General features: G+C 67.4%; 25 protein-coding genes and 1 pseudogene. 11 read left to right on the top strand and 15 right to left on the bottom strand.

The genetic code is table 11. The features are described from left to right. Positions 1-147: 147 nt before the first annotated feature. Both ACODRV_RS07880 and ettA read right to left on the bottom strand, forming a co-directional pair. A pseudogene (locus tag ACODRV_RS07880) lies at positions 148-639 on the bottom strand (hypothetical protein); the annotation flags it as partial. Between the two features lie 86 nt (positions 640-725). After that, on the bottom strand, positions 726-2,393 hold the full coding sequence (ettA, locus tag ACODRV_RS07875) for an energy-dependent translational throttle protein EttA (protein ID WP_141626428.1): 1,668 nt from the start codon (positions 2,391-2,393) through the stop codon (positions 726-728). Between the two features lie 184 nt (positions 2,394-2,577). On the opposite strand from ettA, the gene ACODRV_RS07870 reads away from it, so the two are divergent. After that, positions 2,578-4,092, top strand: coding sequence for a serine hydrolase (locus ACODRV_RS07870; protein ID WP_488907953.1), 1,515 nt, complete (start codon positions 2,578-2,580; stop codon positions 4,090-4,092). Positions 4,093-4,341: 249 nt separating this feature from the next. On the opposite strand, the gene ACODRV_RS07865 is transcribed toward ACODRV_RS07870, so the two are convergent. After that, positions 4,342-5,091, bottom strand: coding sequence for a 3-oxoacyl-ACP reductase family protein (locus ACODRV_RS07865; RefSeq protein WP_488907952.1), 750 nt, complete (start codon positions 5,089-5,091; stop codon positions 4,342-4,344). A 112-nt stretch (positions 5,092-5,203) separates the two neighbouring features. On the opposite strand from ACODRV_RS07865, the gene ACODRV_RS07860 reads away from it, so the two are divergent. After that, positions 5,204-5,812 carry a TetR/AcrR family transcriptional regulator gene (locus tag ACODRV_RS07860; RefSeq protein WP_488907951.1) on the top strand — a complete coding sequence of 203 codons (609 nt, stop codon included), beginning with the start codon at positions 5,204-5,206 and terminating at the stop codon, positions 5,810-5,812. Here the strand turns inward: ACODRV_RS07860 and ACODRV_RS07855 are convergent. Genes ACODRV_RS07855 through ACODRV_RS07845 form a run of 3 tightly spaced genes read right to left on the bottom strand, consistent with a single transcriptional unit; the run spans position 5,799 to position 7,706 of the window. Then, positions 5,799-6,410 (bottom strand): TIGR02466 family protein, encoded by a 612-nt coding sequence (locus ACODRV_RS07855; RefSeq protein ID WP_141626432.1) that lies wholly within the window; start codon positions 6,408-6,410, stop codon positions 5,799-5,801. The two genes, ACODRV_RS07860 and ACODRV_RS07855, sit on opposite strands and share 14 nt — an antisense overlap. Positions 6,411-6,453: 43 nt before the next feature. After that, entirely contained in the window at positions 6,454-6,948 is a 495-nt protein-coding gene (locus ACODRV_RS07850; RefSeq protein WP_141626433.1) for a hypothetical protein, read from the bottom strand. Then, complete coding sequence (locus ACODRV_RS07845) at positions 6,948-7,706, bottom strand: tRNA1(Val) (adenine(37)-N6)-methyltransferase (RefSeq protein WP_488907950.1); 759 nt, start codon at positions 7,704-7,706, stop codon at positions 6,948-6,950. Before ACODRV_RS07845 ends, ACODRV_RS07850 begins: the two co-directional genes overlap by 1 nt. 105 nt (positions 7,707-7,811) lie before the next feature. On the opposite strand from ACODRV_RS07845, the gene ACODRV_RS07840 reads away from it, so the two are divergent. The 6 genes from ACODRV_RS07840 (at position 7,812) to gmk (ending at position 13,483) form a co-directional block, all read left to right on the top strand. Continuing rightward, positions 7,812-8,840: a polyprenyl synthetase family protein gene (locus ACODRV_RS07840; protein WP_488907949.1), complete on the top strand. Its 1,029-nt coding sequence runs from the start codon at positions 7,812-7,814 to the stop codon at positions 8,838-8,840. A 168-nt stretch (positions 8,841-9,008) separates the two neighbouring features. Next, positions 9,009-9,248: an acyl carrier protein gene (locus ACODRV_RS07835; RefSeq protein ID WP_092312098.1), complete on the top strand. Its 240-nt coding sequence runs from the start codon at positions 9,009-9,011 to the stop codon at positions 9,246-9,248. A gap of 299 nt (positions 9,249-9,547) precedes the next feature. Beyond that, positions 9,548-10,828, top strand: a complete 1,281-nt coding sequence (gene fabF / locus ACODRV_RS07830; RefSeq protein WP_488907948.1) for a beta-ketoacyl-ACP synthase II — start codon at positions 9,548-9,550, stop codon at positions 10,826-10,828. Further along, positions 10,829-11,968 carry an endolytic transglycosylase MltG gene (gene mltG, locus ACODRV_RS07825; RefSeq protein ID WP_141626436.1) on the top strand — a complete coding sequence of 380 codons (1,140 nt, stop codon included), beginning with the start codon at positions 10,829-10,831 and terminating at the stop codon, positions 11,966-11,968. Further along, entirely contained in the window at positions 11,965-12,852 is an 888-nt protein-coding gene (locus ACODRV_RS07820) for a YicC/YloC family endoribonuclease (RefSeq protein WP_488907947.1), read from the top strand. The genes mltG and ACODRV_RS07820 overlap by 4 nt, the downstream gene beginning before the upstream one ends. After that, complete coding sequence (gene gmk / locus ACODRV_RS07815; protein WP_141626438.1) at positions 12,842-13,483, top strand: guanylate kinase; 642 nt, start codon at positions 12,842-12,844, stop codon at positions 13,481-13,483. The genes ACODRV_RS07820 and gmk overlap by 11 nt, the downstream gene beginning before the upstream one ends. A 2-nt stretch (positions 13,484-13,485) precedes the next feature. On the opposite strand, the gene ACODRV_RS07810 is transcribed toward gmk, so the two are convergent. From ACODRV_RS07810 to ACODRV_RS07795, 4 genes are read right to left on the bottom strand one after another with little or no spacing between them, the layout of a single operon-like run. Continuing rightward, a complete protein-coding gene (locus ACODRV_RS07810) occupies positions 13,486-13,914 on the bottom strand; it encodes a DoxX family protein (protein ID WP_488907946.1) in 429 nt (142 codons plus the stop codon). Then, the gene (locus tag ACODRV_RS07805; protein ID WP_488907945.1) at positions 13,911-14,675 is read right to left on the bottom strand and encodes an HvfC/BufC family peptide modification chaperone; all 765 of its coding nucleotides are present in this window, start codon (positions 14,673-14,675) and stop codon (positions 13,911-13,913) included. The genes ACODRV_RS07810 and ACODRV_RS07805 overlap by 4 nt, the downstream gene beginning before the upstream one ends. Continuing rightward, complete coding sequence (gene bufB / locus ACODRV_RS07800; RefSeq protein WP_488907944.1) at positions 14,672-15,520, bottom strand: MNIO family bufferin maturase; 849 nt, start codon at positions 15,518-15,520, stop codon at positions 14,672-14,674. The genes ACODRV_RS07805 and bufB overlap by 4 nt, the downstream gene beginning before the upstream one ends. Continuing rightward, entirely contained in the window at positions 15,520-15,813 is a 294-nt protein-coding gene (locus ACODRV_RS07795) for a BufA1 family periplasmic bufferin-type metallophore (protein ID WP_488907943.1), read from the bottom strand. The genes bufB and ACODRV_RS07795 overlap by 1 nt, the downstream gene beginning before the upstream one ends. Before the next feature lie 162 nt (positions 15,814-15,975). Between ACODRV_RS07795 and ACODRV_RS07790 the strand changes: the two genes are divergently transcribed. Together ACODRV_RS07790 and ACODRV_RS07785 are read left to right on the top strand one after the other, a co-directional pair. Continuing rightward, on the top strand, positions 15,976-16,515 hold the full coding sequence (locus ACODRV_RS07790) for a sigma-70 family RNA polymerase sigma factor (protein WP_488907942.1): 540 nt from the start codon (positions 15,976-15,978) through the stop codon (positions 16,513-16,515). Next, positions 16,505-17,140, top strand: coding sequence for an NrsF family protein (locus tag ACODRV_RS07785; protein ID WP_488907941.1), 636 nt, complete (start codon positions 16,505-16,507; stop codon positions 17,138-17,140). The genes ACODRV_RS07790 and ACODRV_RS07785 overlap by 11 nt, the downstream gene beginning before the upstream one ends. Before the next feature lie 19 nt (positions 17,141-17,159). Here ACODRV_RS07785 and ACODRV_RS07780 read toward each other — a convergent pair whose 3' ends face one another. The 5 genes from ACODRV_RS07780 to ACODRV_RS07760 all read right to left on the bottom strand — a co-directional run bounded on the left by ACODRV_RS07780 (position 17,160) and on the right by ACODRV_RS07760 (position 20,314). Then, positions 17,160-17,945: a crotonase/enoyl-CoA hydratase family protein gene (locus ACODRV_RS07780; RefSeq protein ID WP_488907940.1), complete on the bottom strand. Its 786-nt coding sequence runs from the start codon at positions 17,943-17,945 to the stop codon at positions 17,160-17,162. A gap of 122 nt (positions 17,946-18,067) precedes the next feature. Continuing rightward, a complete protein-coding gene (gene arsC, locus ACODRV_RS07775) occupies positions 18,068-18,481 on the bottom strand; it encodes an arsenate reductase (glutaredoxin) (RefSeq protein WP_488907939.1) in 414 nt (137 codons plus the stop codon). Next, the gene (gene arsB / locus ACODRV_RS07770; protein ID WP_488907938.1) at positions 18,478-19,533 is read right to left on the bottom strand and encodes an ACR3 family arsenite efflux transporter; all 1,056 of its coding nucleotides are present in this window, start codon (positions 19,531-19,533) and stop codon (positions 18,478-18,480) included. Before arsB ends, arsC begins: the two co-directional genes overlap by 4 nt. Further along, a complete protein-coding gene (gene arsN2 / locus ACODRV_RS07765; RefSeq protein WP_488907937.1) occupies positions 19,533-19,985 on the bottom strand; it encodes an arsenic resistance N-acetyltransferase ArsN2 in 453 nt (150 codons plus the stop codon). The genes arsB and arsN2 overlap by 1 nt, the downstream gene beginning before the upstream one ends. After that, positions 19,958-20,314 carry an ArsR/SmtB family transcription factor gene (locus tag ACODRV_RS07760; RefSeq protein WP_141626444.1) on the bottom strand — a complete coding sequence of 119 codons (357 nt, stop codon included), beginning with the start codon at positions 20,312-20,314 and terminating at the stop codon, positions 19,958-19,960. Before ACODRV_RS07760 ends, arsN2 begins: the two co-directional genes overlap by 28 nt. Positions 20,315-20,352: 38 nt before the next feature. Between ACODRV_RS07760 and arsH the strand changes: the two genes are divergently transcribed. Beyond that, positions 20,353-21,078, top strand: coding sequence for an arsenical resistance protein ArsH (gene arsH, locus ACODRV_RS07755; RefSeq protein WP_488907936.1), 726 nt, complete (start codon positions 20,353-20,355; stop codon positions 21,076-21,078). Positions 21,079-21,379 lie beyond the last annotated feature (301 nt).

Raw genomic sequence — 21,379 nt, 5'->3', positions numbered from 1 at the left:
AGATATTGAGCTCTGTGAATAGCTATTGTTATAGAATACGATATTGTCTGTGGTTGATGAGAAATCTCCCGGCGGAAATGCCTTGAATACAAGGTCATTTTCGAAGCCGACGTTCAACACATCGCCGGTCAGTGACGTTCTCGGCGTCGCAAATGTAATAAAGTCCGCAGTCGAGAACTGGGCGTAATTTCCGAAAGCGGAATCCCTGAGGAGATTGGCTGCAGCCGCGCCCAGGCTGTGTCCCGTGACCAGGATCGAGGATATCCCCGATGTGGCTGCGTAGTCGTTTATCGAGGTCAGTATGGACCTGAATGAATTCAGGTACTCATACGTATAAATCGCATCATAATCTGTGGCGTCCAGCGGCGAGTCAGTGCCCCGGAATGAAATCGAGAGTTGATTTCCATTCCGGGAGACCTGGAGCGCCGCGGCGCCCCATGAGCTGGAAAAGACCCCGGCGGTGAAGCGACCGTCGTTGCTCAGGGAGCCCGCAAAGGGGCCTCCCGAGAAGCCGATTTGCGCCGCTGTCAGGGGGCTCCAGCCCGTAGGCAACACTCCCCCGACATAGGCCGCTGCAGCCAATTGCGCGGCATCCAGAACTCGCGCGGTAGAAACGCCTCGATAGTCGAAAAGCGGCATGGCATCCCCCGATGTTCACCGATCGTTGCTATCTAAGCGCGAGCGGTGGGGTTTGCCAAGCCGACCGTTAACGATCTTTCCTCGCCTTACCGCCCGAACTTCTGGAACTTGATCCGGCTGGGGATCAGGCTGTCGGCGCCCAGACGGCGCTTCTTGTCCTCTTCGTAGGCTTCGAAATTGCCTTCGAACCATTCGACGTGGCTGTCGCCCTCGAAGGCGAGGATGTGGGTGGCCAGACGGTCCAGGAACCAGCGGTCGTGGGAGATCACCACGGCGCAGCCGGCGAACTCTTCCAGAGCCTCTTCAAGGTTCTGCAGGGTCTCGATGTCCAGATCGTTCGTCGGTTCGTCGAGCAGGATCAGATTGCCGCCCGAGGCGAGCGTCTTGGCCAGGTGGACGCGGTTGCGCTCACCGCCCGACAGTTGCCCGACCTTCTTCTGCTGGTCGCCGCCCTTGAAGTTGAACGAACCGACATAGGCGCGGCTGTTAATCTCGCGCTTGCCGACCATCATGATGTCGGTGCCGCCCGAGATCGCCTGCCAGATGGTCTCGTCCGGCTTCAGGTCGTCGCGCGACTGGTCGACATAGGCCAGCTTGACGGTCTCGCCGACCTTGATCGTGCCGCCGTCGGGCTGTTCCTGCCCGGTGATCAGCTTGAACATGGTCGACTTGCCGGCGCCGTTAGGGCCGATGACGCCGACGATGCCGTTGGGCGGCAGCTTGAAGGTCAGGTTGTCGAACAGAACCTTGTCCCCATACGACTTCTGCAGGCCCTCGACCTCCAGAACGACGTTGCCGAGGCGCGGGCCGGGCGGGATCTGGATGACGGCGAACGACTGGGCGCCACGCTGGTTTTCCTGCTCGGCGACCATCTTCTCGTAGGCGGCCAGACGAGCCTTGGACTTGGCCTGACGGGCCTTTGCGCCCGAGCGGACCCATTCCAGTTCGCGGGTGAGGGCGCGCTGGCGGGCTTCGGATTCCGACTGCTCCTGCACGACGCGCTTCTGCTTGGCTTCCAGCCACGAAGAGTAGTTGCCCTCATGCGGGTGCCCTCGGCCGCGGTCCAGCTCCAGGGTCCATTTGGTGACCTGATCCAGGAAGTAGCGATCGTGGGTGACCAGGATCACGCAGCCCGGGAAGTTCTCGAGATGGTGCTGCAGCCAGGCGACGGATTCGGCGTCCAGGTGGTTGGTCGGTTCGTCCATCAGCAGCATGTCGGGCTTCGACAGCAGCAGGCGGGCCAGAGCCACGCGACGCTTTTCACCGCCCGACAGGTTTTCGACCGACCAGTCGTCCGGCGGGCAGCGCAGGGCGTCCATGGCCATTTCGATGCGGCTGTCGATGTCCCAGACATCGCCGGCGTCGATCTTCTCCTGGAGGGCGGTCATCTCCTCCATCAGCTCGTCGGTGTAGTTCTCGCCCAGTTCGGCGGCCACTTCATTGAAGCGGTTCACCCACTGCTTCTCCTCGCACCAGGCCTCGACGTTCTGGCGAACGTTCAGGGCGGGGTCGAGCTGGGGCTCCTGCTCCAGATAGCCGCGTTTGATGCCGTCGGCGGCCTTGGCCTCGCCGGAGAATTCCTTGTCGAGCCCGGCCATGATCTTCAGCAGGGTGGACTTGCCCGAGCCGTTGACGCCGACGACGCCGATCTTGGCGTCGTTGTAGAAGCTCAGCCAGATGTTCTCGAAGATCTTCTTGCCGCCGGGAAAGGCCTTGGTGAGGCCTTGCATCTGGAAAATGTATTGCTGCGCCATGAGGTGCGGTGCGCCCTGTCGTTAAATCGAATGGGGAGGTTGGCGCGGGATGTAGCGACCGCGCGGCGTCAGGGCAAATCACTAGGGGACGCAGGCGGCGGTTTGATGGCGGCGCATGCATCCATTCGCCCGCCTCGCGGCCTCTGTCCGGTACGCTCCGCTTTCGGGGCAGGGAGAGCCTTTCATGCCTTCACGTCGCCTGTCCACGGCCCTGGCGGTCGCGATCCTGCTCGCTTCTCCGTCAGCGGGGATGGCGCAGGACCGGGCCGACTTCCCCGCCGCCATGGACGCCTTCGCCCGGCGCGCGCTCCAGCGCACAGAGGCCGTGCCGGGCATGGCGGTCGCGGTGGTGGATCGGGACGGCGCCGTCGTGAAAGCGGGGTATGGCGTCGCCGACGTTGAAACCGGCGCGCCCGTAACGACCGGGACGCGGTTCTACATCGCCTCGGCGACCAAGTCTTTCACCGCGCTGGCGATCACGGCGATGGCGGAAAGGGGCCAGGTCGATCCGGACGCCCCCCTGTCACGGTGGTCGCCGACCTCCGGCGTGTCGTCAGAGATCGCGAACCGCATCACCCTGACCGATCTGCTCAGCCACCGTTCCGGCGTGGACAACGGCGCCATCGCCTTTCGCGCGGCCTTTTCCGGCGACTGGACGCCGGAGACGATGTGGCGGCTGACTGACCAGACCCGTCCGCGCGAGGGCGGAGCCTACGGCGCCTTCGCCTATTCGAACGCGGGCTACAATCTGGCGACGGTCCTGCTCGAACATGAGCAGGGGCGGGACTGGCGGGCGCTGGTGCGGGACGAAGTGCTGGAGCCGCTGGGCATGGCCCGGACGACCGCCTTCATCAACGAAGCGCGGGCCGATGGGGGCGTCGTGGCCGCCGGCCATCTCGGGTTGATCGCCGGGCATCCCGAGCGCTCGCCCCTGCAGAAGGTGGACGCCACCATGCAGTCGGCGGGCGGGCTGATCTCGACCGCGGATGACATGGCGATCTGGCTGGAGGCCCAGATCAATGATGGACGGGTGGCCGGGCGGCAGGCCTTGCCCGCCGGCCTGATCGCTTCGACACATGCGCCGCGCGTGGCGCAGGACACCACCTTCGGCGACTACGTCCGCACCGGCTACGGGCTGGGTTGGCAGGTGGGGCGTTATCGGGACGATGTCCTGATCCACCATTTCGGCAATTTCTCCGGCTCGCGCGCGCATGTCTCCTTCATGCCGGAGCGCGGGCTGGGCGTGGCCGTGATGGTCAATGAGGACGCCGTGGCGGGCGAACTGGCCGATCTGGTGGCCAACTACGCCTACGACTGGTTCGCCCGCCTGCCCGATATCGAGGCGGTCTATGATGCGAAACTGGAGGAACTGGCCGTCCGAGGTGACCGCCGCCGGGCCGGACTGGCGGCGGGCCGCGAGGCGCGGGCGCAGCGGCCCCGCACGCTCAGCCTGACCGACGCCGCCTATGTCGGCGACTACGTCAGCCCGGCCTACGGAACGATGACGGTGCGGGCGGTGGACGGGCGGCTGGTTCTGTCCATCGGCGTGCAGTCCGCCGTCGCCGAAAACTACACCGACCCCGAAAGCCTGCGGGTCGAGCTGACGCCGCTGGCGGGCGAGGTGGTGGTCTTCACGATCGGAGACGACGGTCGCCCGATTTCACTGACCTACGACGGCGAGGCCTTCGTCAGGCGTTGATCGGGGCGACCGTCAGGTGATCCTCGTGGTTCAACACTTCGCTGGTCAAGGTCAGGCCGCGGTAGTTGCTGGGGCCCGCCTTCACGGGTGGCGGCGGCTTGCGCCGAGGTTTGGGCGCCGGCCTGTCCGGTGCAGGACGAGCCCGCCGCCGCATGCCCGATTCCCCCCAAAGCTTCAGCGTCGGGGAGCCTCGGGAAAAATGTGGCGACGAGGGGGCGTGCAGCCGCCCCCTCGCGCCCGGCGTCCGGGTCAGGCCCCGATGCCGCCGTCGACCAGAATGCTGGCGCCGGTGATGTAGCTCGCGCCCGGTCCCGCCAGGAAGGCGACGGCCGAGGCGATGTCCTGCGGCTGGCCGTACCGACCCAGCGAGATGCCGTTCAGCATCATGGGGGCGTTCGGGCCGTCCGCCGGGTTCATGTCGGTGTCCGTTGCGCCGGGCTTGACCAGATTGACGGTGATCCCGCGCGGGCCGACCTCACGCGACAGGCCCAGGGTGAAGGCTTCCAGCGCCGACTTGGTCGCCGAATAGACGGTCACGCCCGGGAAGGGCACGCGGTCGGCCAGAACACTGCTGATCGAGATGATCCGTCCGCCGTCGCCGAGGTGGGTCAGGGCGGCCTTGGAGGTCAGCAGGACCCCGCGAACATTGACGTTCAGCAGGGCGTCGATCTGCTCCACCGTCTGGTCGGCGAACATCGCTTCACCCGCGATGCCCGCGTTGTTCACCAGGATATCGAGGCCGCCCAGAACGGCGACGGCGCCGTCCACGGCCTTCTGCGGGCCTTCGGTCGAACCGGCGTCGGCCTGCACCACAACCGCCTTGCGGCCAAGCGCGCGGATTTCGGCGGCGACCGCCTCGGCTTTTTCGGCGGATTTTTCATAGGTGATGGCGACGTCGGCGCCGTCGGCGGCCAGTTGGCGGGCGATGGCGGCGCCGATACCGCGGCTGCCGCCGGTGACGAGGGCGCGCTTGCCGGAAAGGGGGAGAGAAGCGGTCATGATCTGGTTTTCCATTCTGTAGCGAGCGTTACGGAACGCCAGATGGAAAGCTTGCCTCCCGCCGTCAAGGGATTATGTATCGATCATTCAAAAATAAGGTCCGGAAGCCGCGATGGCGGGACGCCCCCGTAGTTTTGATCGTGATGATGCCCTGTCCAGCGCCCTCAAGGTGTTCTGGGCCAAGGGCTATGCCGACGCGTCCGTGACCGACCTGACCTCCGCCATGGGGATCAATGCGCCCAGTCTCTATGCGGCCTTCGGCAGCAAGGAGGACCTCTTCCGCGAGGCGGTCCGGCTCTACAGCGACACGGAGGGCGCAAGCCTGTGGGCCTCGATGCGTGACGCGCCCACGGCGCGCGAAGCCATTGAAGGGCTGCTGCTGGCCACCGCGAACGCCGGCGGGCAATGCGGACGGCCGCAGGGCTGTCTGGTGGCCCTGTCCGGCGTGAACCCTGACGCCCTGCCGGACAAGGCGTGTCGTGACGTCAGGCAGGTTCGCACGGATTCCATGGCGGCGATGCGCGAGCGGCTGGAAACGGCGAAGACAGCGGGCGAACTGTCCGCATCGGCCGACCCCGCCGCCATCGCAGCCTTCTATCTGACGGTCCAGCAGGGCATGACCTTCCGCGCCCGCGAGGGGGCGGGGTCGGACGAACTGACCGCAACCGCCCGGGCGGCCATGCTGGCCTGGGACGGGCTGGCGGGCCTCAGGCGTAGTTGAAGCTGATCGAGATGCGCTCGGTCTTGGCCGCGTTGACCGGCACCTCGTGGCGCAGCCAGCTTTCCCACATCAGGATCGTGCCCGCCTTCGGGGCCAGATAGACGAAGGGCTGTTCAGCCTCGGGCGCATCGGTGCTGACGCCGGGCCGGGCCATCATCATCGCCAGCCGGGGGTCTTCCAGCTTCAGCGCCGAGGCGCCGTCCGGCACTTCCACATAGATGGTCCCCGACAGGAAGGCGTGGGGGTGGATGTGGCCGGTGTGGCCGCCGCCGGGCTTCAGGATGTTGACCCAGATATTGTCCAGCCTCGGCTTGCGGGCCAGATCGAAATTCAGAGCCTTGGCATAGGCTTGTGCGTGCTTGTCGAGATGGCGCTTCAGCTCGGCGAACTCGGGCAGCCGGACAGGCAGGTCGGTCAGCGAGCCGTAGGAGGTGTAGCCGCGATAGCCGTGCGCCTTGCACCACTGACGCCCCGCCATGTCCTCCGCCGCCAGCATCCGGCAGGCGTCGACCAGCTCCGCATTGAACGCCTCGAACCCCGCCGAACCGGCGAGGGAGGCTTCATAGACCTGGGTGACGAAGAGCGGGCGCAGGGACATGGGCGGTGGCATAGCTTGTCGGGAGCGGTGGGTGAAGGGCGCCTCAGGCGACGACGCCGAGCGCCTCGCGGGCCGAGCCGAGCGCGCCGAGGGCGTCCAGCAGCAAGGCGTCATCCCCTGCCTCAGCGCGTTCGCCCTCAAGCACGCTGAAGTCAGCGGCGATCATCAGCCTGGTCTCCTCGAACGCGTGGATCATCAGGTCGTCCAGCGCGCGCAGGGCGTTGACGGTCAGATCACCGGGGCAGAGGTCGCATTCCGCCATCGGATGAGCCGCGACAAACAGGGCGACGGGACGCGCCAGCCACTTCAGGCCGATCTTCTGACCGACGAGCATGCGGACCTGCCCGCAGGCCAGCGCGTTGAGCGGCGTCCTCGACGCGACATCAAGCCTTTGCTCAAGGCCGGACGCCGACGGGCCCGAGCGGCCCAGCGGGCGATCCGTGATGAGGTCGATCAGTCTTTCCGACGGCAGCGCGGCGTCGGGGACGAAGGACGAGAACAGCGCTTCGCCGTTACGGGTGTCGATCCGGGCTTTCATCACCACTCCAGCACCGACTCGCCGCGCAGGATCGCCTCCGCCTCCGCCGTATGCTTCGCCCCGCCGCGCTCATGCAGCGCCAGCGGCGGCAGCAGTCTCAGCGGCGCCTTTCCGGTCTTGATCGCCTGCACCAGCACCCGCTTCGCCGGTTCGTCGGCGAAGGCATGGATCGGTCGAATCGAGAATGACCCCGCCGTCTCGCCCAGCCCCGCCAGCAGGTCGGCCAGCCGGTCGGCGCGGTGGATGACCACGATCTTCCCGCCCTCACGGACCGACTTCAGCAGGAACCTGGTCCAGGCCCCCAACCCGTCATCGGCCATCCAGGCGCCGGTCTTGCCCGGGGCGGGCGCGCGCAGGGCGCCCGGGTCGTCGAAAAACGGAGGGTTGGACACGGCCCGGTCGAACACCGGCAGGTCCAGAGCGCGGAAGCCCTTGGCCACGTCGCCTTCAACAATGGTGACAGGCGCGGCGTTCAGTTCGGCGTTTCGCCGGGCCAGCGCCGCCATGGCCGGGTCGCGCTCCAGCCCTGTCAGGGCGATCCCGGGCCGTCTCGCGGCGATCTGCATCAGCACCGCGCCCGCGCCGCAGCCCGCCTCGATCACCCGTTCGCCGGGCGCGGCGTCGCAGGCGGCGCCCAGCAGGGCGGCGTCCATTCCGGCGCGATAGCCCTTGGCCGGCTGCAGGAAGCGGATCCGCCCCCCGAGAAGCCCGTTCTCGACGATTTCTGATGCAGATTCAGTTGCGGATGCGACGGTCACGCGGCTTGACCCCTGTTGGCCCGATCACCATTGTGCGCCGCATCGTCGCCGGGCAAGGCGGCGACCGGATTTTCCGGCGCGATCCTCCTGCCGCGCCGTCGCCTGATGAGTATTCTGTTGGACGCTGTCACCGTCGCCGAAACCCGCCGCAAGGGGGATGTGGAGCCGTTGATCCGGCTGTCGCGCGATGACATGGCCGTGGTCGACGCCCTGATCGTCGAGCGGATGCAGTCCGACGTGCCGGTGATTCCGCTGCTGGCCGATCACATCGTCGCGGCGGGCGGCAAGCGCCTGCGTCCGCTGCTGACCGTGGCCGCGGCCCGCGCCGCCGGCGCTCCGAATGGCATGGAAGCCGCCGTGCGTCTGGCCGCTTCGGTCGAGTTCATTCACACCGCCACCCTGCTGCACGATGACATCGTCGACGCCTCGGACCTGCGCCGGGGCAAGGTGGCGGCCCACTTGATCTGGGGCGCCCCGTCCAGCGTTCTGGTCGGCGACTTCCTCTTCGCCCGCGCCTTCGAGCTGATGGTCGAGACCGGCGCCATGCGCGCGCTGGGCATCCTCGCCACCGCCTCGGCGGTGATCTCGGAGGGCGAGGTCCTGCAACTGACCCGCGCCCACGATCTGGGGCTGGACCAGGAGACCTATCTGAAGATCATCTCGGCCAAGACAGCCGAACTGTTCGCCGCCGCCGCCGAGTCCGGCGCGGTCGGGGCAGGCGCGTCAGAGGAACAGGTGCAGGCCCTGCGCGCCTACGGCCTGAATCTCGGTCTCGCGTTCCAACTGGCCGACGATGCGCTGGACTACGGCGGTCAGGCCGAGGTGCTGGGCAAGAACACCGGCGACGACTTCCGCGAAGGCAAGGTGACCCTGCCGCTGCTGCTGGCCGCCGCCCGCACCAGGGGCCACGACGACGGCTTCTGGGAACGCACGATCAACAAGGGTGACCGCCGCGAGGACGACTTCGCCCGCGCCCGCGAACTGGTGCTGGGCGCCGGCGCGGTCGGCGCGACGATCGACGTGGCGTGGGACTACGCCGATCTGGCCAAGGCCTCACTTTCGGTCCTGCCGGACAGCGATTGGAAGACCGCGCTGGAGCTTCTGGCCGATTTCGCGGTCAGTCGGGCGGCCTGAAACCCTACGGATGACGGGGTTTTGGCTATTTTCCCCCCGTGAGGCTGTGCTAGAGGCCTGCAACCGGTGGCGCTGAGTCTCGTTCAAGACTTGCGCAGCCGTCGCCGTCGTCATACGGCAAGGATTGAGACAACAGCCGCATCGGCGGCATCAGAAGGCAGAGACATCATGTCCGATACCCTGGAACGCGTCCGCAAGATCGTTATCGACCACCTGGACGCCGATCCGGACAAGGTCACCGAAAAGGCCAGCTTCATCGACGACCTGGGCGCTGACTCGCTCGACAACGTCGAACTGGTCATGGCCTTCGAGGAAGAGTTCGACATCGAGATCCCGGATGACGCCGCCGAGCACATCCAGACCGTTGGCGACGCCGTGAAGTTCATCGACGAGAAGCTGGCGGGCTAAGCCCCACCGGTTCTTTCGAACGGTTCAGAAGCCGCCGCGCAGCCGAAAGGCGGCGCGGCGGTTTTCGTGTCCGGCGTGCGCCTGCGTCGGCTGTGAAATCAGGCTTCCGCCGTCAGCCGTGCGGGGTGATCGGCGCGAGGTCGCCGAACGAGGCCGGCGCCTGACACCATTTCAGGCGAAAGCGTCGCTGTTTGCGCGCCCTTTTGCGCCGCTGCGGGATTGCGACGTTCGCTCCGCCTAGCCCCGCGCCGCTTCACTCACTATTCTCTCGCGCGAGATTCACTGTGAAGGATGCAGGAATGCGTCGCGTCGTTGTTACCGGCCTTGGCCTTCTGACCCCGCTCGGCTGGGGTGTCGAGCATAGCTGGAAGGGTATCGTGGAAGGCCGGTCCGGCATCGGGCCGATCACCGCATTCGATACCGAGGGCTATGGCTGCACCATCGCGGGCGAGATTCCGTCGGTGGACGGCCGGGGCGGTGGCGTGGCGGGAGAGCCCGGCGTCTTCGACCACGAAAAGATCATGTCGCCCAAGGAGCGCAAGCGGGTCGACGACTTCATCGTTTACGCCATCGCCGCCGCCGACGAGGCTCTGGCGGACGCCGGCTGGAAGCCCGAGAGCGAGGAAGACCGGGAACGCACCGGCGTCATGGTCGGCGCCGGCATCGGCGGCCTCGGTCCCATCGCCGACACGGCCATCATCCTGAAGGAGCAGGGACCGCGTCGTGTCAGCCCCTTCTTCATCCCCTCGGCCCTGATCAACCTGGCGTCGGGCCAGATTTCCATTCGTCACGGCCTGAAGGGGCCGAACCACGCGGTCGTCACCGCCTGCGCTACCGGCGCCCACGCCATCGGCGATGCGGCCCGGATGATCGCGCTGGACGACGCTGACGTCATGGTCTGCGGCGGCGCGGAAAGCTCGGTCGTGCCCATCGGCATCGCCGGCTTCCTGGCCTGCAAGGCCCTGTGCACCGCCTTCAACGACACGCCCGAAAAGGCCAGCCGTCCCTATGACAAGGACCACGCGGGCTTCATCATGGGCGAGGGCGCCGGCATCATGGTGCTGGAGGAGTATGAGCACGCCAAGGCGCGCGGTGCGAAGATCTACGCCGAGGTCGTGGGCTACGGCATGAGCGGCGACGCCTATCACATCACCGCCCCGTCGGAGGACGGCGACGGCGGCCTGCGGGCCATGAAGGCGGCGCTGAAGCGTGCGAACCTGCAACCTTCGGACCTCGACTACATCAACGCCCACGGCACCTCGACCATGGCGGACTGGATCGAGCTTCACGCCATCGAGAAGCTGGTCGGCGATCACGCCAAGCATCTGGCGGTGTCTTCGACCAAGTCGATGACCGGCCACCTGCTGGGCGCCGCCGGCGCGATCGAGTCGGTGTTCTCGGTGCTGGCCATCCGCGACCAGATCGCCCCGCCGACCATCAACCTCGACAATCCCGAGGAAGAGACCGCCATCGATCTGGTCCCGCACAAGGGGAAGCCGCGCAAGATTGACGTTGCGATGTCCAACAGCTTCGGCTTCGGCGGCACCAACGCCTCCGTCATCTTCAAGAAGGTCGACTGAGTGTTCCGTCGGTCGGTGGAGAAGGGTGCATCGGGACGCAAGACGGCCTTTCTGGCCGCGACGGCGACCTTCAGCCTGTTCCTGATCGCGGCCCTGGTGGCGGCGTGGAGCGTCTTCTACGCCCCGGGGCCGTCGGCGCGGCAGGGGGAGACGACCATCGTCTCCCTGCCCAGCGGGGCCGGGGTCAGCGCCATAGCCGCCAATCTGAAGGCGGCCGGGGTCATCCGCTCGACCGACATGTTCAAGGCCGCGGCCAGCATCACCGGCGCGGACCGCAAGCTGCGCGCGGGGGAATATGAGGTGCCGTCCGGCGCCTCCCTGCGTCAGGTTCTGGTGCTGCTGGTTTCGGGCAAGGTGGTGCGCCACTACGTCACCCTGCCCGAGGGCTGGAGTTCGGCCCAGGCCGTCGACATCCTGATGCGCCAGCCGATCCTGACCGGCGCCGTCAATGAGGTCCCCGAGGAAGGGACCCTGTGGCCCGATACCTATGAGGTTTCGCGCGGCGAGACCCGCGCATCCGTGATCGCCCGGATGCAGCGCGCCCGCGACGAGAACCTGACCCGCCTGTGGGCCACGCGCGGTCCCAACAGCGTCGTCCGTTCGCTGGACGAGGCGGTGATCCTCGCCTCCATCGTCGAAAAGGAAACCGGCGTCGCCGCCGAGCGTCCGCGCGTGGCGGCGGTCTTCTCCAATCGCCTGCGCATGGGGATGCGGCTCGAAAGCGATCCGACCATCGTCTACGGCATCACCAAGGGCCGTCCGCTGGGGCGCGGCCTGCGCCGGTCCGAGATCGACCGCCACACCGACTGGAACACCTACCAGATCGACGGCCTGCCCCCGACGCCCATCGCCAATCCGGGCCGGGACGCCATCGCCGCTGTCCTGAACCCACCCGTCAGCGAGGACGTCTTCTTCGTCGCCGACGGCACGGGCGGCCACGCCTTCGCCCGGACCTACGACGAGCATCTGGCCAACGTCGCGCGCTGGCGCGCCATCGAGCGTCGCCGTCAGGGCCTGCCGCCCGAGCCCGCCGCGCCGGTCGTGCCGCAAGCCGTGCCGGAAGGCGTGCCGCCCGGCGTCGAGGTCCCGCCCGGCGCACAGGTCATCCGCGTGCCGCAACAACCGGCCGCAGCCCGATGAGCAAGCGCATCTCCGGCATGACCGGCTTCGGCCGCTCGGACGGGTCGGAAGGCGACTGGAGCTGGTCGGTCGAAGCCCGCTCCGTCAACGGCCGGAATCTGGAGGTCCGCTTCCGCGGCCCTCCGGGGTTCGATAGCCTCGAACGTCTCGCCAAGGTCTCCGGTCAGGCGAAACTGAACCGGGGTCAGGTGACGCTGGGCGTTCAGGCCAAGCGCGCCGACCCCGGCGCCGCCGCGCTGAAGGTGAATGAAGCTGTGCTGGCCCGCTATCTCCAGCTGGCCAACCAACTCGCCGAAGAGGGCGCGGTCCCGCCCTCGGCCGACGGTCTGCTGGCCCTGCGCGGCGTTCTGGAAGCCCCCGAGGATGAGGACGACGCCGAGGCTCGCACCGCCGTAGAGGCGAAGATCGCCGCCTCCATCGACGAGGCTCTCGACGCCCTGAAGATCTCGCGTGAGCGGGAGGGGACGCAACTCCTGCCCGTCATCACCGGCTTCATCGACCGCATCGAACAGCTGGTCGCCGACGCCGAACAGGAAGCTGTCGCCCAGGTCGAGGCCATTCGCGACCGTTTCACCCGCCGCATCACCGAGCTGGCGCCCGATGCGCCCGGCCTTGAGGATCGCATCTTCCTCGAAGCCGCCGCGCTGGCGACCAAGGCGGACGTGCGCGAGGAGCTTGATCGCCTGACCGCCCACGTCGCCTCGGCCCGCGCCCTGTTGCAGCAACCCCCCGCCGGGCGAAAACTCGACTTCCTGATGCAGGAATTTATGCGCGAGGCGAACACCCTCTGCTCGAAATCGGCTACGACGGCGCTCACCGGAATCGGCCTTGAGCTCAAGGCCGTCATCGAACAGCTCCGCGAACAGGTCCAGAATGTCGAATGAACGCACGCCCCGTCGGGGCGTCCTCCTGATCGTCGCCAGCCCCTCGGGCGCCGGCAAGACGTCGCTCTGCCGCCGCCTGATGGCGGACCACGGCAGGCTGGAGCTGTCGGTGTCCATGACTACCCGCGACATCCGTCCGGGCGAGGTCGCGGGTCGTGACTACCACTTCGTCAGCCACGAGGAATTCCAGCGTCTGATCGACGAGGACGCCTTCCTCGAATGGGCCGACGTGCACGGCAACCGCTACGGCAGCCCGCGGGCCCCCATCGACCGCGCCCTGGCCGAGGGCCGCGACGTGCTGTTCGACATCGACTGGCAGGGCGCCCGCGACATCGCCGAGAAATGCCCGGAAGACGCGGTTCGCGTCTTCATCCTGCCGCCCAGCCTTGAGGAACTGCGCCGCCGTCTGGTGACCCGCTCGCAGGACGCCGAGGAGGTGATCGAGCGCCGCATCAAGAACGCCAAGGGCGAGATCGAGCACTGCGACGTGTTTGACTACGTCTTCGTCAACGACGACTTCGACCGCAGCTACGCCGAACTGGCCCACATCTACCATGCCGAACGCAGCCGCCGTCGCCGGAACCTCTGGGTCGACGGCTACCGCAACGCCCTGCTGAACGAGGCGGTTTAAGCTCAGTCGAGCTTCAGCAGCCGGTCCAGGCTGGCCGCGCCCGGACCGCGGGCGATGAGATAGATCAGCGGCCCCGCCCAGAGCAGATGCGTCGGCCAGCCAGTGGGCACGACGAACAGCTGGATCACCAGCGTCATGGCGAGCAACCCGAGCGCCGCGGGACGGGTCATCAGTCCCGCGACCAGCAGTACCGGCAGCAGGTGTTCCGCGCCGGTTGCCAGAATCGCGGCGACGTCCGGCGGCAACAGGGGCACGCGATACTCCTCCGCGAACAGGTAGCGCGTGTTGTCGGATAGGGTGACAAGCCCCTCGACCTTGGTCCGGCCCGACAGAAAGAACGGCGTCGCTATGCCGAGCCTCAACAGAAGGGCCAGGGGCCACTCCGCGATCGCGGCGGTGATACGGGTGCGCAGTGCGGCGATGGCGGTCATCGGGTCTGGTCCTGTCGGGATGGGGTGCAGAAGACGCCGTCCCTCAGCAAACGGCTGAACAGTGTCGGGATGTGCGGGCTCGGGCGCGTGGCGCTGGCGGCGAGGGCCGCCACGCCGAAGGCGCGGCCCTTCCGGCAAGCATCGAGAAACACCCACTCGGCTCGTGACACATGGCGGGCCTGCACATCGCCTCGGGGACGATGGATCAGCAGGCCTTGGGGTTCCGGTCGCCAGTCCAGGCGGGTGTCCAGCTCCGGATAGCGGTGCGCCAGCCAGAGCGAGGGCGCGCTCCAGTCGAACCAGAACAATCGGACCGACGGATGCAGACGGGCCGCGCGGACAGTAAGCGCCAGGCCGGAGGCGGCGGCGTCCTCGACCTCCAGAACGGCGTCGTCCGTGGCGAGGTGCGCCTCCGTCCAAGCGCGGTCCAGCCGGGCGCTCGGGGCGAGAAACGGCATTTCGCGCGCCGGCTCGAACGCCGCCAGCCAATCCGGGAAGGTGGCGCCAAAACCCGCCAGCACAGGGTCGCTGCCGGGGTGCGCCTCGACAAACTCGCGGGCGGCGGCCCTGAACCAGTCCCGGCCGACCAACTGCGCCACCGTTGGATAGTTGGCCTCCAGGGCGTCGATCCGTCCGCGGGTCGCGGTGTTGCGGTAGACGGCGAGGGCGCCGAGGGTGCGCTCGTCGGGCTCGAGGTCCGGCCACAGGGCGTCGAACCGTCCCTCGAGCGCCAGGGAGAAGGCCTGATGGAACCGGGTCATGCGGCGAGGGCCCGGGTGTCGAGTGCGCCCGCCGCCCGGGCCTGCTCGGCTAGGAGAGTCGCGAAGGCGGGGACATCGGCATCCCGCTCGATCAATGTTGGCCGCGGCCCGATGCGGTCGATCAGGCGGGCGTGGAGAGCCCAGACGGCCTCACTCACCGGGGCGTCATGGCTGTCGATCAGCAGGGCCTCGCCCCACACCGGATCCGGACGATGTCCCGCCAGATGGATTTCCCCCACCCGGTCCGCCGGAATGCGGTCCAGCCAGTCCTCGGCCGACAAGCCCATGTTGCGGGCGCTCAGATAGACGTTATTGACGTCGACCAGCAGGCCGCAACCCGTGCGGCGGCTGATCTCGGCCAGGAAGTCGACCTCGTCCCACTCATGCCCCGCCAGCGGCAGGTAGGCCGTCGGGTTCTCCAGCAGGATCGGGCGGCCGAGCATCGTCTGGGCTTCGTCGATATGCTCGCAGACCAAGGCCAGCATCTCGCGATTGCGCGGCACGGGCAGCAGGTCGGGGTGATAGATGCCGCTCCGTCGCGACCAGGCGAGGTGCTCGGACACCACGAAGGGCTCGAACCGGTCGATCAGGGTGCGAAAACGCTTGAGATGTCCGGCGTCAGGGCGCTCGTCGCCAGCGAGGGACAGGCCGACGCCATGCAGGGACAGGGGGTGGGCGGCGCGGGCCCGCTCCAGCCAGGTCAACCGGGGCCCGCCCGCGACCATGTAGTTCTCGGGATGGACCTCGAACCAGAGGCCCGACTGCGACCCGACCGCCGGGCAGGCTGCGGCCTCGGCGTAGTGCTGGGGCTTCAGACCGAGCCCGGCGGTCGGATGCGCGCGCATCAGCGGTTCGGGATCGGGGTCAGGGAGCCGTTGCCGCGCGGGGTTCGGATGCCGGCGCAGGTGCCCTTGGCCACCAGCTTCCAGGCATTGCCCTGATAGTCGCGCGTCGAGGTGCCGGCACATGTCGTACCCGGGCCGGCGGCGCAGTCGTTCTGGCCGGCGCGGGCGATGCCGTAGCATTTCTCCTTCTCGTTTTCCTGCGCCTGGGTGGGGCGGGTCTGGGCGGCGGCGGCGCTGACGCCGAGGACCAGCAGGGCGCCGGCGCCGGCGATTAGGGCGGCTTGGGTCTTCATGTGAGAGTCTCCTCAGACGGTCGCTCCGGACTGGATCGACCTGACGCTTGAGGGTTCGCGCCGCCGGGACGGAAGGTTACGTCCAACTCTTCCAAATATTTTTTCGGGTCGTGGCGGTGTGCAATGTAACCTTTGAAGGGGTCCGCGCGAATGGGGGGCGTGGTGGACAGGGAAGCCGAGCTGAAGCGTCTGATGTTGCGGGGTCTCGAGGGAGATCCCGTGGCCTGGCGCATGCTTTTGACGGCCTTGCGCGGCGCCCTGACGCCCTTCTTCCGTCGTCGGCTCGGCGGACTGGAGGCGGATGCCGAGGATCTGGTGCAGGACGCGCTGATCGCCATCCACGCCAAGCGGGCGACCTATGATCCCGGTCTGGCCTTCACGGCCTGGGTCTACGCCATCGCCCGTTACAAGCTGATTGATCATTTCCGCCGGCAGGGTCGGCGGGTCGTTGTGCCCTTGGAGGACTCAGGCGTGGTGCTGGCCGAACATTCGGTTGAGGACGGTGTAGTCCGGCGGGACCTGTCGCGGGTTCTGTCGATCCTGCCGCTGCGCCAGCGCCGGCTGATCGAGGATGTCCGCATCGGCGGCTACAGCCTCGCCGAGGCCGCCGCCCGCAACGGCTGTTCGGAAGGCGCGGCCAAGGTGAGCGTGCACCGCTCGATGAAGGCCCTGTCCGCCAGTGTGGTGCCCCATGAAGACTGATGACCTGATCGACGCCTTGGCGGTCGGCCTTGAGCCGACGCGTCCGGCGAGCCTCGACCTGCGGATGCTGGGGCTGGCGGCGTTGGCGGCGACGCTGGCCCTAATGGTCATGCTTGGCCTGCGTCCAGAGCCGGGCGACATCCTGACCACGCCGTCCATCTGGCTGAAGGGCGCCTATACCGTCCTGATCGCCGGCGGCGCCCTGTGGCTGGCCCTGCGTCTGGGACAGCCCGGCGCCCCGACGACCGCGCCGGTCGCATTCCTGGGCGTCGTCCTGGGAACCGCACTGATCTGGGGCGGGGTGGAGCTCGCTATGACCCCGGCTGGCGAACGGATGGCGGACTGGCTGGGCCGCACATGGACCATCTGCGGCCGCAACATCCTGATGCTGTCGGCCGCGGCCGGGGCGCCCACCTTCCTGTCTGCGCGACGTCTGGCGCCGACACGCCCGGCGCTGGCTGGCCTCGCCCTCGGGCTGGCCGCGGGCGGGATCGCTGCTACGGCCTATGGGGTTCTGCACTGCCCGGAAGCTACTGCCGCCTTCGTCGCGACCTGGTACACGCTGGGGATTGTGGCGGCGGGCGCCGTCGGGGCGCTCGCCGGCCGCTCCGACCTGCGCTGGTGATCCCGCTGGTCGCCGGAGCCTAGGCCGCGAAGTTCGGCGGGCGCTTCTGCAGATTCGCCATCACCGCCTCCACCTGATTGGGGGTGGCGATCAGGGCGGCCTGTTCGCGAGCCTCGGCCTGCAGGATCGCGTCCGCGTCAGCATCACGCGCCAGATTGGCCAGACGCTTGGCGCCGCGAACGGCGTCCGGATTGCGAGCCGCGATCTCCCGCGCCAGCGTCAGGGCTTCGGCATGGGGATCGTCGGCCAGCCGGGTGACGAAGCCAAGATCCACGGCCTGTTCCCCGCTGAATTCGCGCGCGGTGTAGATCAGCTCACGGAGCACGTCGTCCCTCACCAGACCGCGCCACAGGGCATAGCCGGCCATATCGGGCACCAGACCCCATTTCATCTCCATGACCGACAACCGCGTGTCGGGCCGGGCGATGCGGATGTCTGCGCCGGAGAAAATCTGCAGCCCGCCGCCGAAGACGATCCCGTGGCCCGCCGCGATCACCGGCACGGGCAGGGTGCGCCAGCCCCAGCCGGTCTGCTGGAACAGATTGGCCAGACCATGGGTGCGGGTGATGATGTCCAGACCCGCCCCGGCCAGCCCGGTCATCGTCTCCATGTCCAGCCCGGCGCAGAACCCGCGCCCTTCGCCCGACAGCACCACGGCCCGCAGCCCAACCAGCGCCGCCAGCCGCGCGGGCGCCCCGGCCAGCGCCTCCAGCATCGGCATGTCCAGCGCGTTCAGCTTGTCAGGACGGCTCAGGCGAACGTCGGCGACGCCGTCCTTGAAATCGATGCTCAGGCGCTCGGTCATGGCTTTCTCCCTCGACTTTGGGAGCAGTGTTAGCGGGCTGACCGAACGGAAGGGAAGGGAAGGGAAGGGAAGGGAAGGGAAGGGAAGGGAAGGGAAGGGAAGGCGCGAGGGGCAGGGGCCCTTCAGTCACGCCTCCGGATCGGGGCGATGACCTCGCCGTCTTCCTTGGTGAATGTCGTCACGGGGCGTTCCAGCAGATCAAGCACCGCTTCCGACGGGCGACAGAGCCTTGCGCCCCTCGGCGTCACCACGATGGGGCGGTTCACGATGATCGGATGCTGGATCATGGCGGCGAGGATTCGGTCCTCGGTGACGTCCGCGTCGAGCAGGCCCAGTTCACCGGCCGGAGTGCCTTTTTCCCGAACAAGAGCCCGCAGCGGCTGGCCGATCTGTGCGGCCAGCGACCGCAGCAGATCGGGCGACCAGCCGGTCTCCAGATACTCGACGACGACCGGTTCCTCGCCGGAGGCCCGGATCATGGCCAGCGTGTTGCGGGACGTGCCGCAACTCGGGTTGTGGTAGATGGTGACGGTCATCGAACGTTTTTCTGCTGGACGCGCCGCACAGCCGCGCCGGTTTCATACCAGGGCCTTGTCCGGTTCACGATGGCCACGACAGAGAGCATCACCGGCACCTCGATCAACACCCCCACGACCGTCGCCAGCGCGGCCCCGGACTGGATGCCGAACAGGCTGATCGCCGCCGCCACCGCCAGTTCAAAGAAGTTGCTGGCGCCGATCAGGGCGGACGGCCCGGCCACGCTGTGCTGCTCGCCCGACAACCGGTTCAGCAGATAGGCCAGCCCGGAGTTGAAATAGACCTGGATCAGGATCGGTATGGCCAAAAGACCGATGACCAGCGGCTGGGCCAGCAGCTTCTCCCCCTGGAAGCCGAAGAGCAGCACCAGGGTCGCCAGAAGGGCCACGATGGAGGCGGGTTGAAGAAACGCCAGAACACGCTCGAGCGCATCTCTCTCCCGCGTCAGGGTCAGGCACCGCATGATCTGGGCGATCATGACCGGCGCCACGATGTAGAGCAGCACCGACAGGGCCAGCGTGACCCAGGGCACGGTGATGGCCGACAGCCCGAGCAGCAGGCCGACGACCGGCGCGAACGCCACGATCATGATCGCGTCGTTCAGGGCCACCTGTGACAGGGTGAAGTTCGCGTCGCCCCGGGTCAGGTGGCTCCACACGAACACCATGGCCGTGCAGGGCGCCGCCGCCAGCAGGATCAGCCCGGCGATGTAGCTGTCGATCTCGGCCGCCGGCAGCCAGGGCCGGAACCAGACCGACAGGAACAGCCAGGCCAGCAAGGCCATCGAAAACGGCTTCACCGCCCAGTTCACGAAAAGGGTGACGCCGATCCCGCGCCAGTGCCGCCCGACTTGCGCCAAGGCGGAGAAGTCGACCTTCAGCAGTATCGGAATGATCATCAGCCAGACCAGCCCGGCGACCGGCAGGTTGATCGACGCCACTTCCATTGCGCCGAGCGCGGCGAAGGCGTCAGGCGCCAGCGCGCCGAGCGCGACGCCGACGATGATGCACAACAGCACCCACAGCGAGAGGTAGCGTTCAAACACCGACATCAGCCGACCACTGTGAGATGCATGAGCGTCGCGCTTGCGGGGCAGAGGTTCGCGAATTGGCGCGTCGTCCGCAGGGCTTGCGGAGCGTCATCGCGCGAGGCGCGCTCGAAGCCGCAGGAGGCGAAGAAATCGGCGGCGTCGGTCGTCAGCAGCCAGACCTGCGAGGCGTCGTTTTCGGCGGCTTGGTTGCACAGGGCCTCAACCATGCGGCGGCCTTCGCCCCGGCCCCGCAGGGACGTTGGCGCCACGAGGGAGCGCAGCATGGCGTGGGGTCCGCGAAGGGTGAAACCGCCGAAGACGCCCGCATCGCTGACAAAGAAGAACTGACCCTCATCGCTCAGATCATCGACAGGCAGACCCGCGTCTGTCAGGGCAGATAGAAACTTTGACCATGCCGGGTCGGCGGGGTTCAGGCGGTTTAGCGTCACACGCGCACCTGTGGCGGACAGCACATGGCCCTAGCGATCACGTCACCCAGCGGGGTGCAGATATTCGGCGACCCTTCGCAGCAATCCTCCAGCAGGAAGGCGAGCAGATCGGTCATCCGGCCATAGTCGGCGGTGTAGATGATCGAGCGACCGTCGCGGGTGGAGGTCGCCAGCCCGGCCCGCGTCAGGACGGTCAGATTGTTGGACAGCGTGCTGCCCGCCATGCTGACAGCCTGACCCAGCCTGCCGGCCGCCAGGCCGTCAGGCCCGGCGCGAACAAGGGTGCGGAAGATCGCCAGTCGCCCCTCGTGGGCAAGGGCGGCCAAGGCATCAATGGCTGACTTCGATTCCATACTTCACGAATAGACGAAATATGTGGCATGGGAAAGCCATGACCGATTTCCCCGCCCTTGCGCCCGAGTTTCTGGACCATCCGACGCTGGACCGGTTGGAGCCCATCGCCTTCGACCATCCGCCACGCTTCCTGCTACTCTACGGGTCGCTGCGCGAACGCTCCTACAGCCGGTTGCTGGTCGAGGAGGCGGACCGCCTCTTGCGGCGCTTCGGAGCCGAGACCCGCATCTTCGATCCGCGCGGCCTGCCGCAACCCGACGACGCCGACCCTGACCACCCCAAGGTTCAGGAACTGCGCGAGGCGTCGATCTGGTCAGAGGGCCACGTCTGGTGCAGCCCCGAACGCCACGGCGCCATGACGGGCATCTTCAAGTCGCAGATCGACTGGCTCCCCCTCGAAAGCGGAGGCGTCCGGCCGACGCAGGGCCGCACGCTCGCCGTTATGCAGGTGAACGCGGGGTCGCAGTCGTTCAACACCGTCAACCAGCTTCGCGTGCTGGGCCGGTGGATGCGGATGATCACGATCCCCAACCAGTCGTCGGTCGCCAAGGCCTATAACGAGTTCGACGACAACGGTCGGATGCTGCCCTCGTCCTACTACGACCGGCTCGTCGATGTGATGGAAGAGCTCTACAAATTCACCCTGCTGACCCGAGGCCGTGCCGATCACCTCGTTGACCGCTACAGCGAGAGGAAGGCGCGCGACGTTCCCGTGGCGGGGGCTGAGCCTCTGGCCTCCATTGCCGGGACACCGTCGCTCTGACCGTCCGCCCGGAGGCGTGAATGGAAAGCCACCTCAAGGCCGTCAGCCCATACGACCTTTTCTGACGCATCGGCCCCTTTTGCTTGCGGCCCATGGGCCGCGGCCGCCCAAGACCTGATCAAGCTGTTCCCTCGCAGGCCCGGTCCGGCGGTGCGCGAGCCGAGATTCTGACGTTGGAAAGTTTCTTTGTCTTGATGTAAAAGATGCTTGACGTCCTTCTGGCTGTGTTAGTAAAGCTTGCTTGTCAAAACGACGCGGGAGCTTGTCATGACTGATCACGGAACCGGCTGACAGGGTCCTC

It is taken from the genome of Brevundimonas sp. FG8 (assembly GCF_057808845.1).
The sequence above is the reverse complement of the archived record's forward strand: the minus strand, read 5'-3'. Positions and strand labels throughout refer to the sequence as shown.

What these genes read in the sequence shown, in the direction of transcription:
- ACODRV_RS07810 (WP_488907946.1), bottom strand. Translation starts at nt 13,914, where the DNA reads ATGACCGCCATCGCCGCACTGCGCACCCGTATCACCGCCGCGATCGCG.
- arsH (WP_488907936.1), top strand. Translation starts at nt 20,353, where the DNA reads ATGACCGATTTCCCCGCCCTTGCGCCCGAGTTTCTGGACCATCCGACG.
- arsB (WP_488907938.1), bottom strand. Translation starts at nt 19,533, where the DNA reads ATGTCGGTGTTTGAACGCTACCTCTCGCTGTGGGTGCTGTTGTGCATC.
- bufB (WP_488907944.1), bottom strand. Translation starts at nt 15,520, where the DNA reads ATGCGCGCGCATCCGACCGCCGGGCTCGGTCTGAAGCCCCAGCACTAC.
- ACODRV_RS07760 (WP_141626444.1), bottom strand. Translation starts at nt 20,314, where the DNA reads ATGGAATCGAAGTCAGCCATTGATGCCTTGGCCGCCCTTGCCCACGAG.
- ACODRV_RS07820 (WP_488907947.1), top strand. Translation starts at nt 11,965, where the DNA reads ATGAGCAAGCGCATCTCCGGCATGACCGGCTTCGGCCGCTCGGACGGG.
- ettA (WP_141626428.1), bottom strand. Translation starts at nt 2,393, where the DNA reads ATGGCGCAGCAATACATTTTCCAGATGCAAGGCCTCACCAAGGCCTTT.
- ACODRV_RS07855 (WP_141626432.1), bottom strand. Translation starts at nt 6,410, where the DNA reads ATGTCCCTGCGCCCGCTCTTCGTCACCCAGGTCTATGAAGCCTCCCTC.
- ACODRV_RS07850 (WP_141626433.1), bottom strand. Translation starts at nt 6,948, where the DNA reads ATGAAAGCCCGGATCGACACCCGTAACGGCGAAGCGCTGTTCTCGTCC.
- ACODRV_RS07840 (WP_488907949.1), top strand. Translation starts at nt 7,812, where the DNA reads ATGAGTATTCTGTTGGACGCTGTCACCGTCGCCGAAACCCGCCGCAAG.
- ACODRV_RS07835 (WP_092312098.1), top strand. Translation starts at nt 9,009, where the DNA reads ATGTCCGATACCCTGGAACGCGTCCGCAAGATCGTTATCGACCACCTG.
- arsC (WP_488907939.1), bottom strand. Translation starts at nt 18,481, where the DNA reads ATGACCGTCACCATCTACCACAACCCGAGTTGCGGCACGTCCCGCAAC.
- ACODRV_RS07780 (WP_488907940.1), bottom strand. Translation starts at nt 17,945, where the DNA reads ATGACCGAGCGCCTGAGCATCGATTTCAAGGACGGCGTCGCCGACGTT.
- ACODRV_RS07865 (WP_488907952.1), bottom strand. Translation starts at nt 5,091, where the DNA reads ATGACCGCTTCTCTCCCCCTTTCCGGCAAGCGCGCCCTCGTCACCGGC.
- ACODRV_RS07795 (WP_488907943.1), bottom strand. Translation starts at nt 15,813, where the DNA reads ATGAAGACCCAAGCCGCCCTAATCGCCGGCGCCGGCGCCCTGCTGGTC.
- ACODRV_RS07805 (WP_488907945.1), bottom strand. Translation starts at nt 14,675, where the DNA reads ATGACCCGGTTCCATCAGGCCTTCTCCCTGGCGCTCGAGGGACGGTTC.
- ACODRV_RS07785 (WP_488907941.1), top strand. Translation starts at nt 16,505, where the DNA reads ATGAAGACTGATGACCTGATCGACGCCTTGGCGGTCGGCCTTGAGCCG.
- ACODRV_RS07870 (WP_488907953.1), top strand. Translation starts at nt 2,578, where the DNA reads ATGCCTTCACGTCGCCTGTCCACGGCCCTGGCGGTCGCGATCCTGCTC.
- ACODRV_RS07860 (WP_488907951.1), top strand. Translation starts at nt 5,204, where the DNA reads ATGGCGGGACGCCCCCGTAGTTTTGATCGTGATGATGCCCTGTCCAGC.
- fabF (WP_488907948.1), top strand. Translation starts at nt 9,548, where the DNA reads ATGCGTCGCGTCGTTGTTACCGGCCTTGGCCTTCTGACCCCGCTCGGC.
- gmk (WP_141626438.1), top strand. Translation starts at nt 12,842, where the DNA reads ATGTCGAATGAACGCACGCCCCGTCGGGGCGTCCTCCTGATCGTCGCC.